The organism is Agromyces lapidis (assembly GCF_009749405.1).
Lineage (GTDB): Bacteria > Actinomycetota > Actinomycetes > Actinomycetales > Microbacteriaceae > Agromyces > Agromyces lapidis.
Map to the genome: position 1 here is coordinate 224,746 of NZ_WBIQ01000002.1, position 11,956 is coordinate 236,701.

Annotated in this window: 13 protein-coding genes; 11 read left to right on the top strand and 2 right to left on the bottom strand. The window is 72.2% G+C overall.

Annotated elements, in window-relative coordinates:
- Window positions 1–31: 31 nt before the first annotated feature.
- From pip to GQQ93_RS04225, 3 genes are all read left to right on the top strand, one after another.
- Window positions 32–1,126 (top strand): prolyl aminopeptidase, encoded by a 1,095-nt coding sequence (gene pip, locus GQQ93_RS04215; RefSeq protein ID WP_157422989.1) that lies wholly within the window; start codon window positions 32–34, stop codon window positions 1,124–1,126.
- 9 nt (window positions 1,127–1,135) lie between these two features.
- Window positions 1,136–2,014, top strand: a complete 879-nt coding sequence (gene ypfJ / locus GQQ93_RS04220) for a KPN_02809 family neutral zinc metallopeptidase (protein WP_157422990.1) — start codon at window positions 1,136–1,138, stop codon at window positions 2,012–2,014.
- Window positions 2,015–2,110: 96 nt separating this feature from the next.
- Window positions 2,111–2,341 carry a hypothetical protein gene (locus tag GQQ93_RS04225; RefSeq protein WP_157422991.1) on the top strand — a complete coding sequence of 77 codons (231 nt, stop codon included), beginning with the start codon at window positions 2,111–2,113 and terminating at the stop codon, window positions 2,339–2,341.
- Here GQQ93_RS04225 and GQQ93_RS04230 read toward each other — a convergent pair.
- Window positions 2,331–3,029, bottom strand: a complete 699-nt coding sequence (locus GQQ93_RS04230; protein WP_157422992.1) for an alpha/beta fold hydrolase — start codon at window positions 3,027–3,029, stop codon at window positions 2,331–2,333. The two genes, GQQ93_RS04225 and GQQ93_RS04230, sit on opposite strands and share 11 nt — an antisense overlap.
- Window positions 3,030–3,163: 134 nt before the next feature.
- Between GQQ93_RS04230 and GQQ93_RS04235 the strand changes: the two genes are divergently transcribed.
- Window positions 3,164–4,156: an NAD-dependent epimerase/dehydratase family protein gene (locus GQQ93_RS04235; RefSeq protein WP_157422993.1), complete on the top strand. Its 993-nt coding sequence runs from the start codon at window positions 3,164–3,166 to the stop codon at window positions 4,154–4,156.
- On the top strand, window positions 4,153–5,277 hold the full coding sequence (locus GQQ93_RS04240; RefSeq protein ID WP_157422994.1) for a DegT/DnrJ/EryC1/StrS family aminotransferase: 1,125 nt from the start codon (window positions 4,153–4,155) through the stop codon (window positions 5,275–5,277). The genes GQQ93_RS04235 and GQQ93_RS04240 overlap by 4 nt, the downstream gene beginning before the upstream one ends.
- A 45-nt stretch (window positions 5,278–5,322) precedes the next feature.
- Here the strand turns inward: GQQ93_RS04240 and GQQ93_RS04245 are convergent, their stop codons facing one another.
- Window positions 5,323–6,492, bottom strand: coding sequence for a DegT/DnrJ/EryC1/StrS family aminotransferase (locus GQQ93_RS04245; RefSeq protein WP_157422995.1), 1,170 nt, complete (start codon window positions 6,490–6,492; stop codon window positions 5,323–5,325).
- Window positions 6,493–6,600: 108 nt separating this feature from the next.
- Between GQQ93_RS04245 and GQQ93_RS04250 the strand changes: the two genes are divergently transcribed.
- The 6 genes from GQQ93_RS04250 (at window position 6,601) to GQQ93_RS04275 (ending at window position 11,945) form a co-directional block, all read left to right on the top strand.
- Entirely contained in the window at window positions 6,601–7,101 is a 501-nt protein-coding gene (locus GQQ93_RS04250; protein WP_157422996.1) for a VanZ family protein, read from the top strand.
- Window positions 7,102–7,191: 90 nt separating this feature from the next.
- Complete coding sequence (locus GQQ93_RS04255) at window positions 7,192–8,031, top strand: glucose-1-phosphate cytidylyltransferase (RefSeq protein ID WP_157422997.1); 840 nt, start codon at window positions 7,192–7,194, stop codon at window positions 8,029–8,031.
- The gene (locus GQQ93_RS04260; RefSeq protein ID WP_212277248.1) at window positions 8,028–9,119 is read left to right on the top strand and encodes an NAD-dependent epimerase/dehydratase family protein; all 1,092 of its coding nucleotides are present in this window, start codon (window positions 8,028–8,030) and stop codon (window positions 9,117–9,119) included. Before GQQ93_RS04255 ends, GQQ93_RS04260 begins: the two co-directional genes overlap by 4 nt.
- The gene (locus GQQ93_RS04265) at window positions 9,116–10,453 is read left to right on the top strand and encodes a UDP-glucose dehydrogenase family protein (RefSeq protein WP_157422998.1); all 1,338 of its coding nucleotides are present in this window, start codon (window positions 9,116–9,118) and stop codon (window positions 10,451–10,453) included. The genes GQQ93_RS04260 and GQQ93_RS04265 overlap by 4 nt, the downstream gene beginning before the upstream one ends.
- Window positions 10,450–11,001: a dTDP-4-dehydrorhamnose 3,5-epimerase family protein gene (locus GQQ93_RS04270; RefSeq protein ID WP_157422999.1), complete on the top strand. Its 552-nt coding sequence runs from the start codon at window positions 10,450–10,452 to the stop codon at window positions 10,999–11,001. Before GQQ93_RS04265 ends, GQQ93_RS04270 begins: the two co-directional genes overlap by 4 nt.
- A gap of 23 nt (window positions 11,002–11,024) precedes the next feature.
- On the top strand, window positions 11,025–11,945 hold the full coding sequence (locus GQQ93_RS04275; protein ID WP_170296120.1) for an NAD-dependent epimerase/dehydratase family protein: 921 nt from the start codon (window positions 11,025–11,027) through the stop codon (window positions 11,943–11,945).
- Window positions 11,946–11,956: the final 11 nt, after the last annotated feature.

The following is an 11,956-nucleotide window of genomic DNA, read 5'->3' on the forward strand; positions in this document are numbered from 1 at the left end:
GCGGCATCCGGCGCTCGCTAGCGTTGCCCGCATGCGAGAGATGTATCCGGAGATCGAGCCGCTGGAGACCGGCATGCTCGACGTGGGGGACGGCCAGCACATCTACTGGGAGGTGTCGGGCAACCGCGAGGGCAAACCCGTCGTGTTCCTGCACGGGGGCCCCGGGGGAGGCACGAGCCCGTCGCACCGACGCCTGTTCGACCCCGAGCGCTACCGGATCGTGCTGTTCGACCAGCGCGGTTGCGGCTTCTCCATCCCGCACGCCTCCGAGCCCGACGCCGACCTCTCGGCCAACACGACCTGGCACCTCGTCGCCGACATGGAGCGGCTGCGCGGGCACCTCGGCATCGATCGCTGGCAGGTGTTCGGCGGCTCGTGGGGGAGCGCGCTCGCCCTCGCCTACGCGCAGACCCACCCCGAGCGGGTGACCGAGATGGTGCTGCGCGGCATCTTCACGCTGCGCCGGCAGGAGCTCGACTGGTTCTACGAGGGCGGCGCCTCGGCGATCTTCCCCGACCTGTGGGAGGAGTTCCTCGCGCCGGTGCCGCCGGCTGATCGCGCGCACCTCATCGAGGCGTACGGGCGGCTCCTGACCGACCCCGATCCGCTCGTCTACGAGCCCGCCGCGATCGCGTGGTCGCGCTGGGAGTCGTCGACGATTACCCTGCTGCCGCAGGTCGAGACCATCGCCCGGTTCACCGCGCCCGAGTACGCGGCGGCGTTCGCGCGCATCGAGAACCACTACTTCCGGCACGGCGGCTGGTGGGAGGAGGGGCAGCTCATCCGGGATGCCTCGCGCCTCCGCGACATCCCCGCGGTGATCGTGCAGGGCCGCTACGACATGTGCACGCCCGTGATGACCGCCTGGGATCTGCACCGCGCCTGGCCGGAGGCCGAGTTCACCATCGTCGACGACGCCGGGCACGCCTTCGACGAACCCGGCATCCTCGACGCGCTCATCACCGCCACCGATCGCTTCGCCGAGGAGTCCGCGCTCGCCGAACGCGCCGTTCGCGCCGATCGCGAGGACCCGGCCGACGCCGAAGCTCCCGCGGATGACGCGGATCACGCGTCGGACTCGGCGGACCCCGGGCCGGATGACCCCACCGACGCCGAGTCGGAGTAGCGTCGGGCCATGACCTTCAACCCCGACGCGGACATCAGCGGCGGCAAGGCCTCGAAGCGCGGACGCAACACGGGCATCGCCGTCGGCGGCGGCCTCGGCGTCATCGCGCTCTTCGTGCTCTCCCAGTTCCTCGGCGTCGACCTCACCGGGCTCCTCGGCGACGGGGGCGGTGCGCCGGCGGCGAGCGACTCGTCACTCGAGCAGTGCCAGACCGGTGCCGACGCGAACGAGAACGTCGAGTGCCGCATGCAGGGCGCCTCGGCGTCGCTCGAGGAGTACTGGGAACGGGAGTCGGCGGACCTCGGGTTCGACTACGCCGGCCCGCAGGCGTTCATCCTCTTCGACCAGGCCACGTCGACGGGGTGCGGCAGCGCGTCGTCGGCGACCGGCCCGTTTTACTGCCCGCCCGACCAGACCGTCTACATCGACGTCACGTTCTACGACGAGCTGCGCCAGCGCTTCGGCTCGAGCGGCGGACCGCTCGCCGAGATGTACGTGATCGCCCACGAGTGGGGCCACCACGTGCAGAACGTGCTGGGCATCCTCGAGCGCGCGCAGGACGGTCAGACCGGGCCGGCGTCGAACGCCGTGCGCGTCGAGCTGCAGGCCGACTGCTTCGCGGGGGCGTGGGCGGCGGATGCCTCGACGGTCCCCGATGACAACGGAGTGCCGTTCCTCCAGCCGATCAGCCAGTCCGAGTACCGCGACGCGCTGAGCGCCGCCGCCGCCGTCGGCGACGACCGGATCCAGCAGGCCGCGCAGGGGCAGGTGAACCCGCACACCTTCACGCACGGCTCGAGCGAGCAGCGCGTGCGCTGGTTCGAGACCGGCTTCGAGCAGGGGGCCTCGGCGTGCGACACCTTCTCGGTGTCGGGTTCGCAGCTCTGAGGCGACGAATCCGATGATCGGCGTCATGATCGGGGCGTCGCACGGTCTCTTCTGATGAGGGACGCCATGGAGCGCGTCCGACGGGAGATCCGAGCCATGCGACGACGACGTGCTGTTCCGGTTCCGCACCGCGAGTTCTTCCGCGCGGTGACCATCGAGGAGACCGTCGCGCTCGCCTGCAGCTGCCCCAGGGGCGTGGACCACTGGTACGCGGAGGCGCGCGCCGGAGCCGAGCGGGGTGCGCCGCGCCAGGCGCCGGCCGACGGTCGGGCGGGAGATCCGCTCGACGAGTCGATCGCCGCCCTCGTGCCGCGCCCTACTCGCTGATCGCGGCCGCGATCGCCTGGCCGAGCTGCACGGGCTTCGTGAACTGGGGCCAGTGGCCGGTCGGCAGATCGACGTAGTCGACGCGCTTCACCTTCGCGAGCTCGCGGGTGAAGGGCACCTCCCCGGCGATCCACTCGGTCAGCATCGCGCTCGGGAACTCGCAGGCGATCACCGTGACCGGAACGTCGTAGCGGCGCTCGTCGGAGAGCTCGATGCCGTCGGTGGCGACCGCGGCCGGCTCGGGGATCGCCCGCGCGCGGAACTCGGCGCGCAGCGTCTCGTCGAGGTCGACGAGGTCTTCGTCGCCGAAGAGCTCCCAGGGGGGCAGCGGGATCTCGCCGTCCACGATCGGCAGTTCGTCGTTGATGGAGTCGCCGTGCGCGAGAGGGCCCGCGTCGACGTAGACGACCCGGCCGATGCGATCGGGGCGGGCGTCGGCGACGCCGTGGGCGATCGCGCCCCCGCCGGAATGGCCGACGAGCACGACCGGTCCGGGCAGCGCGTCGACCGCCGCGACGACCGCGTCGATGTGGGTGCGCAGCCCGATGCCCGCGCGCTCGGCGTCGCGCGACTCGAGGCCGGGCAGCGTGAGTGCGTGCACCGTGTGGCCCGCCTCTTCGATGAGTGGGGTCACCCGCTGCCATGACGAGGCATCGAGCCAGAATCCGGGGATGAGGATGACGTCCATGCTCCGACGTTAGCGGGGCCCGCCGACACGGGAGGGCGGCGGTGCTCGACACCTTAACTGGGGCAGACGCGGGGCATCCCGATGTGAGACCATCGGCGCATCGGGATGGCTCGACCGCTGGAGCGGAGGATGTCATGACAGGACTCGAAGGGGCGAACGTGCTCGTGACCGGCGGTGCCGGCACGGTCGGATCGACCCTGGTCGACCGACTGCTCGACCAGGGGGTCGGCTCGGTCGTCGTGCTCGACAACCTGGTGCGCGGCAGGCTCGCGAACCTCGACCGGGCGAGATCGACCGGCCGGGTCACCCTCGTCGAGGGCGACATCCGGGATCGGGACCTCGTCCACGACGTGACCCGGGGCCGGGACCTCGTGTTCCACGAAGCCGCGATCAGGATCACCCAGTGCGCCGAGGAACCCCGTCTGGCGCTCGAGGTGCTCGTCGACGGGACCTACAACGTCGTCGAGGCCGCCGCGGACGCGGGCGTCTCGAAGCTCGTGGCGGCCTCGAGCGCCTCGGTCTACGGCATGGCCGAGGAGTTCCCGACCGGCGAGCGCCACCACCACCACAACAACGACACCATGTACGGCGCGGCGAAGTCGTTCAACGAGGGGCTCATCCGCAGCTTCCGTGCGATGCGCGGGCTCGATTTCGTCGTGCTCCGGTACTTCAATGTCTACGGTCCGCGGATGGACGTGCACGGGCTGTACACCGAGGTGCTCGTCCGCTGGATGGAGCGGATCGCGGACGGCCTCCCGCCGCTGGTCTTCGGCGACGGCCGGCAGACGATGGACTTCGTCTTCACGGACGACGTCGCCCGGGCGAACGTCCTCGCCGCCGCGAGCCCCGTCACCGAGGGCGTCTACAACATCGCGAGCGGCACCGAGACGAGCCTGCTCGAGCTCGCGCAGGCACTGATCCGGGTGATGGGCGCCGACCTCGAGGTCGAGCACGGGCCTGAGCGCGAGGTGAACGGCGTGGTCCGACGCCTCGCCGACACCCGCGCCGCCCGCCGCGACCTCGGCTTCGAGGCGCACGTCGGGCTCGAGGACGGCCTGCGGAGCCTCGTCGAGTGGTGGCGGCCGCTCCGCGAGGAGATCGCGCTCGGGCGCGGACTCGTCTCATGACCGACCGCGTGAACGTGATGCTCCCGTGGCTCGGCGAGGAGGAGATCGCGGCGGTCGCGGCGGTGATCGCGAGCGGGTGGGTCGCCCAGGGCCCGAAGGTCGCCGAGTTCGAGACGCGGTTCGCCGCGGCGATGCAGGCCGACCACGCGGTCGCGACGACGAGCTGCACGACGGCCCTGCACCTCGCGCTCGTCGTCGCCGGGATCGGCCCGGGCGACGAGGTCGTGATCCCCTCGTTCTCGTTCGTGGCGACGGCCAACGCGGTGCGGTACGTGGGCGCCGTGCCCGTCTTCGCCGACGTCGACGCCGCCACAGGCGACCTCGACGCCGCCACCGTCGCCGCGGCGCTGACCCCGGCCACGCGGGGCGTCATCGTGGTCGACCAGGGCGGAGTGCCGGTCGACGTGGAGGCGATCCGCGCGGTCGTCCCCCGGGAGGTCGTGCTCATCGAGGATGCGGCCTGCGGTGCGGGCTCGACGTACCGGGGCGCGCCGGTCGGGCGCGGCGCCGACGTCGCGGCGTGGTCGTTCCACCCCCGCAAGCTCCTGACGACCGGGGAGGGCGGGATGCTCACGACCGGCCGGCGCGAGTGGGCGGACCGGGCGCGCCGGCTGAGGGAGCACGCGATGAGCGTGTCGGCGGCTGAACGGCATCGCTCGGTGCTCCCCGCGCTCGAGGTCTACGAGGAGGTCGGCTTCAACTACCGGATGACCGACCTGCAGGCCGCGGTCGGGATCGTGCAGCTCGGCCGGCTCCCCGAGATCGTCGCGCGTCGTCGCGAGCTCGCCGCACGCTACGCGGAGGCAGTGGCCGACCGGCCGGGCCTCCGGCTCGTCGGCGACCCCGAGTGGGGCGAGGGCAACTTCCAGTCGTGCTGGCTCGAGGTCGGCCCCGAATCCGGTCGGACCCGGGAGGGCCTGCTCGAGGCGCTCGCCGCGAGCGACGTCTCGGCGCGCCGGGGGATCATGGCCATCCATCGGCAGCCGCCGTACCGCGACGCGGTCGCCCCCGGTCGCCTGCCGGTGACCGAGCGGCTGACCGACCGGACGCTGATCCTGCCGCTGTTCCACCAGCTCACCGAGGCGCAGCAGGACCGGGTCATCGCGGTGCTGACCGAGTGAGCCGCGACACCCGTCGACCGGTCGGGCGCCCTGGCGCGGTCGTCGTCACCCGGCGCGCACCGCGGCGATGAGCGCCTCGGCGACGCGCTCCTGCTGCGCCCTGGTGAGGTGGGGCGACATCGGCAGCGAGAGCAGCCGTGGCGCCTCGGTCTCGCTCACCGTGAGCGGGACGGTCCGAGGGTGGTCCCGGAACGCGGGCGTGCGGTGGATCGGCGAGGGGTAGTGGATGCCGGCGCCGATGCCGGCGGCGGCGAGCTCGCCGAGGACGCGGTCGCGCTCGTCGAGGCGGACGACGTAGAGGTGCCAGGCGTCCTCGTTGCCCGGCAGGACCGTCGGGAGGACGACCTCGTCGATCCCGCCCAGCAGTTCGGCGTAGTACGCGGCGGCGGCACGACGTCGGGCGTTCCACTCGGGGAGCCGGCTGAGCTTCACGTCGAGCACGACGGCCTGCAGGGCATCGAGCCGGGAGTTGAAGCCGACCAGGTCGTGGGCGTACTTCGTGCGGCTGCCGTGCGCGGCGAGGGTGCGCACCGTGTCGGCCAGCTTCTCGTCGTCGGTCGTGACCGCACCGCCGTCGCCGGCCGCGCCGAGGTTCTTCCCCGGGTAGAAGCTGGTCGCGGCGATCGCGCCGAGCCCGCCCGCCGTACGGCCGAACCGCGTCGCGCCCTGCGCCTGCGCGGCATCCTCGACGACGACCGCGCCGCACGCCTCGGCGATCGGGGAGTAGCGCTCGATCGGCGCCACCTGCCCGAAGAGGTGCACGGGGACGATCGCCCGGGTGCGATCGGTGACGGCGGCCGCCGCGCTCGCCGGGTCGAGGAGCAGCACATCGGGCAGTGCATCGGCGAAGACCGGCGTCGCGCCGGCACGCACCACCGCCTCGGCGGTGGCGATGAATGAGTTCGCGGGAAGGATCACCTCGTCGCCGGCGCCGAGGCCGAGCGCCCGGAGGGCGAGCTCGAGCGCATCGGTCCCGTTCGCGACGCCCACGCAGGAGCGGACCCCGACGCTCTGCGCGTACGCCGTCTCGAACGCGGCGACGTTCGGACCGCCGATGAAGGTCGCCGTGCGGAGCACCTCGAGGAGCGCGGGCTCGAGCTCGTCGCGGATCTCCTCGAACTGGGCCGCGAGGTCGAGGAACGGGACCGGTTCGGGTGCTCCCGACGCAGTCGGGTGCTGGGCGGGCGAGGGTCCGTCACGGGTGCCGGTGGGCATGGCCGCCTCCAAGGGTCGTGCTGCTGCCATCGTCCTCGCACGTCGTTGCGACGACGACCCCCCGTACGGGTAGGTGCGGCCGACGACAGTCGGGCCTACGCTGCACGGATGGGGGAGGCGACCCCGACGAGCGGCGCCCCGGACGAGCCCGTCGGCGACGAGGGCGCGACCGGATCGTCGCGACTCCGGCGGGCCGCCGCGGTCGCGTTGGTGCTCTACGCCGTCGCGCTCGCGGCATTCCTGCTCGTGCCCGGCGCACCCAGCACGGCGCTCGACGCGTCGTTGGGCGTCGTCAGGGAGGGACTCGGCTGGTCGAGCGTGCCCCGCGGGGCGATCGAGGTCGCCGCGAACGTCGCCGTCTTCATCCCGCTCGGGTTCCTGATCGCCGCCGTCACCGGGCGGCGATCGATCGGCATCCTCCTTCCGGCCGCGCTCTCGCTCCTCGCCGAGGCGGTGCAGCTGATGCTGCCCGATCGCACGGCGAGCCTCCGGGATGTCGCGGCGAACGTGACGGGAGCCGTGCTCGGAGCGCTGCTCGCGTGGGCGGTCGTGCCGCATCGCCGTCGACCGACGCGTCCTCCCGCCGAGATTTCGCCCTCGAACGGGTGACGTGCGCGCCGGGCGCGCACGGACGATAATCGGCAGCAGAGCCATTCCGAGCAATCCTCAGCTCATTCCCGGAGTGACGGGAGGAACCCCATGAGCATCGAAGACGTCCCGGTCTTCATCCTCGCAGGCGGACTGGGAACGAGGTTCCGGGAGCAGACCCACCTGCTGCCGAAGCCCATGATCGAGGTCGGCGGCAAGCCGATCCTGTGGCACATCATGGACACCTACGCGGGCTTCGGCTTCCGCCGTTTCGTGGTGTGCGCCGGCTACAAGGCCGAAGTGATCAAGGACTACTTCCTCAACTACCAGAAGATCCACTCGGATTTCACGGTCGACATGCGCCGGCGAACCGTGACGTTCCACTCCAACGGAGTGGAGGACTGGTCGGTGACGGTCGCGGACACCGGGGCGACGACCATGACCGGGTACCGCGTGCACGACGCGACCGACCGATTCCTCGCCGACTGCGACACGTTCGCGCTCACCTACGGCGACGGGCTGACCGACGCGAACCTCGGGGCGGAACTCGCGTTCCACCGTGCGCACGGCAAGATCGGCACCGTGCTCGGGATCCACCCGCCCTCCCGCTTCGGCGAGCTGAAGGCGAAGAACGACGCCGTCACCACGTTCGCCGAGAAACGACCGCTCGCGAACAGCTGGATCTCGGGCGGGTTCTTCTTCCTCGACCGCCGCTTCACCTCCTACCTGTCGTCCGACCCCGATCTCGTCCTCGAGGAGTCGCCGATGCGGTCGCTCGTCGCAGACCACGAGCTCATGATGTACCGGCACGAAGGATTCTGGGCCTGCATGGACACCCAGCGCGACCGCGACCAGCTCGACGCCCTCGCGAACGGGCCGAACCCGCCGTGGCGCCCGGAGCTCCAGATCCAGTCGGACCGGCCCCTGCGCATCACGGTCGGTGCCCGTTGACGCCGGTCGATCCCCGGGCGGAGGACCTCGCCGGGATCCACGAGCGCTTCACCTCCCGCGCCGCCCTCAGGGACAGCACGGTGGTCGTCACCGGCGCAGGCGGGTTCCTCGGCTACTACCTCGTGGGCTACCTCGTCGAGTACGCGGCCGAGCTCGGTCTCGCGGGCGTGATCGCGGTCGACAACGGGGTGGCCTCCGAGGAGCACTGGCTCGCCCGACTGGCCGCACGGAATCCGCGCCTCGAGGTCGTCGTGGGCGATGCCGCCGAGTTCGCCCGTGGGCGGCTCGCCGAGGTCCGGGGCCGTGTGCATCTCGTGCACGCCGCCTCGATCGCGTCGCCGACCACGTATCGACGGTTCCCGCTCGAGACGATCGACGCGAACGTGTGGGGCCTGCGGGCGATGCTCGACGCCGCGCGAGAGGCGGACCTCGGCGGCTTCCTCTTCTACTCGAGCAGCGAGATCTACGGTGATCCCCCGCCGGAGGCGATCCCCACGCCGGAGGACTACCTCGGCAACGTCTCGTGCGTCGGCCCCCGTGCCTGCTATGACGAATCGAAGCGGATCGGGGAGACGCTCTGCTGGGTCTACGCCACGCAGTTCGGCATGCCCGTCACCGTCGTGCGCCCCTTCAACAACTTCGGCCCCGGCATGCGCCCGACGGATCGGCGGCTGCCCGCCGACCTCGCCGCACGCGTCCTCGCCGGCGAAGACCTCGAGCTGTTCTCGTCGGGGGCCCCGAGCCGGACCTTCTGCTACGTTGCCGACGCCGTCGTCGGCTACCTGCTCGCGCTGACGCACGGCCGCTACGACTGCTTCAACATCGGGGCCGATCGGCCGGAGCTCTCCGTCGAGGCGTTCGCCGATCGCTTCCGCGCCGTCGCCGCCGAGCTGCTCGGCTACGGGGGCTCCGTCGTCCGGCGAATCTCCGACGACCCCGACTATCTGACCGGCAACCCGCAGCGCCGGTGCCCCGACCTCTCGAAGGCGCGCGCGGTGCTCGGCTACGAGCCCCGCGTCGACGTCGACGCGGGGATCGCCCGCTTCCTCTCGCACCTCGTGCTCGAGCGCGACGGGGCGATGGCATGAACGTCACGATCATCGGCACGGGCTACGTCGGGCTCGTCACGGGGCTCGGCCTCGCAGCGGCCGGGCACACCGTGCTCGGCGTCGACTCCCGCCCCGAGGTCGTCGAGCGGCTGAACGCCGGACGCCCCCACATCTACGAGGACGGGGTCTCCGAGGCCCTCGAGCGGATGCTCCTGGCCAGGCGCATCCGATTCGCGGAGCCCGACGTGGAGCAGATCGCGGCGACCGATGTCGTGCTGATCGCCGTCGGCACGCCGTCGACCGCGGACGGCATCGACCTCGCCCAGGTGCGCAGCGCGGTGGAGCTCGCCGCCCACGCGCTCCGACGGTCGGCCACCCCGATGAGCGTGATCATGAAGAGCACCGTCGTGCCTGGGACCACCCGCGAACTCGTGCCACGCGTCATCCGGGAGACCACGGGCATGGAGCCGGACGAGTACGGGCTCGGGATGACGCCGGAGTTCCTCCGCGAGGGCTCCGCGCTCGCCGACTTCTCGACGCCGGACCGCCTCGTGCTCGGATACGAGAACGAGCGGGGGCTCGACGCGCTGCGGGAGCTCTTCGCGCGCTTCGAGGCGCCTCGACTCGAGGTGAACACGTCGACGGCCGAGCTCATCAAGTACGCGAACAACCTCTTCCTGGCGCTGCAGATCTCGGCCTCGAACGAGATCGCCGCCGTGGCATCCTCATTGGGCGACGTCGACCCCCGCGTCGTGATGCAGGGCGTGCTCGCCGACCACCGCTGGAGCGGTGCGCCGCAGCCGGGCAAGGCCGCACCGCCGATCGAGCGGTACCTCGTGCCGGGGCCGGGGTTCGGCGGGAGCTGCTTCCCGAAGGACGTGCAGGCGATCCGCGAGTTCGGACGGCAGCTGGGGGTGCCCATGGCGATGGCCACGGCCATCCTCGAGGTGAACCGCCGTCAACCGCGCGCGAGCCTCGACGCCATGCTCGACGGACTCGACGCGATCGCCGGCGCCGAGGCGCTCGTGCTCGGCCTCGCTTTCAAGCCGGGAACGGACGACGTCCGCGAGACGCCGGCGGCGGAGATCGTCCGCGGTCTCCTCGACCGCGCCGCCTCCGTGCGGGTGCACGACCCGATGGCGGCGCGCACGTTCACCGAGGCGTTCGGCCCGTCGGTGCGGGTCGCCGAGCGTTGGGAGGAGGCCGCGCGGACCGCCGACGTCGTCGTGGTCGTGACCCCGTGGCGGGAGTACGTCCGCCTGCCGGAGTTCGTCGGCGGCGGGGCGATCGTGCTCGACCCGCGGCGGGCGTTCGAACCCGAATGGTTCGCGGTCGGCGTGCGCTACCGATCGATCGGGGTGCGTGCGCCATGACGGAGGTCCGGGAGACGCCGATCCCGGGGTGCGTCGTCGTCGGCTTCCACCGGGCGCACGACGACCGCGGGTCGTTCGAGCGGGCCTACAGCGCCGACGAGCTCGCCGAGGTCGGCCACGGGTTCTGGATCGTGCAGGCGAACGTCGCGACGACCACGCGCGCCGGGACGGTCCGCGGCCTGCACTACCAGCTCGCGCCGTACGGCGAGCAGAAGCTCGTGCGCTGCGTCCGCGGCGCGGTCTTCGACGTCGCCGTCGACCTGCGCGAGGGGAGCCCCGCGCGCGGGCGATGGTTCGGGATCGAGCTCACGCCGGAGAACGGACTGGCGATCCTGATCCCGCGCGGATGCGCGCACGGGTATCTCAGCCTGCTGCCCGACAGCCAGATGGTCTACTTCAGCGACGCCGCCTACTGGCCTGCGGCCGAGCGCGTGCTCGCGGCGGAGCACGAGGAGACCGGGATCGTCTGGCCGATCCCGGTCGTCGAGTCGAGTGCGAAGGACGCCGCGGCGTCGCGCACCGACCGGCCGGAGTGGTCGGGCTACTGATGTCCCGCCCCGTTCGGCTGCTGATGACCGGGGCGACCTCGTTCAGCGGTGCCTGGATGGCCCGCGCCTGCGCCGACGCGGGCATCGAGGTGCATGCGGCGATCCGGTCGGACCGGTCGACGTACGACGGGGTGCGCTCGCATCGGCTCGCCATGCTCGGCGGCTCGGTGACCCTGCACACCGGTGCGGTGCACCGGGCCGGGGCGCTCGCGGCGCTCATCACCGAGGTCGGGGCGGATGTCGTCGGGTACCACGGGTACCCGATGGAGGGCTTCCGCTCGCCGGACTACGACGCCCTCGGGGCCGCGGCGGCGGTGACCGCCGATCTCGACGCCGAGCTCGCCGCCGCCGCCGATGCCGGGTCCGTGATCGTGTACACGGGGACCGTGTACGAGCCCGGCCCGGTCGCCGGGGCTGAGGCCCGCGCCGCGGTGTCGGCCTACGGGCTCTCGAAGCGCGTCGCGTACGAGCGGCTCCGTCTGGCCGGAAGCCGCGCCGGGGTGCCGGTGCACCGCTTCGTCATCCCCAACCCGTTCGGGCCGCTCGAGGAGGGCCGCTTCGGCAACCACCTCGCGACCGCCTGGGGACGCGGCGAGACGCCCGTGGTGCGCACGCCGCGCCTCGTCCGCGACAACATCCCGGTGCGGGAGCTCGCCGTGCGGTACGCCGCCTTCGTCCTCGCAGGGGACGGGCGGGCCGTCTCGCTCGAGCCCTCCGGGTACATCGAGAGCCAGTTCGCCTTCGCCGGCCGTCTGGCCGAGGCGGTCGGCGTCCGCCTCGGCCGCGTCCTCCCGCTCGAGGCGCTGTGGGATGCCCCGATCGAGGAGCCGCTCGTCGTGGTGAACGACGGGCGGACCTCGGCCACGTTCGCCGCGAACGAGGCCGCCTACTGGGACGAGTACGCCGAGCACCTCCGCCAGCTCATGGCGGCGAGCGTTTCGTGAGCGCCGATGCA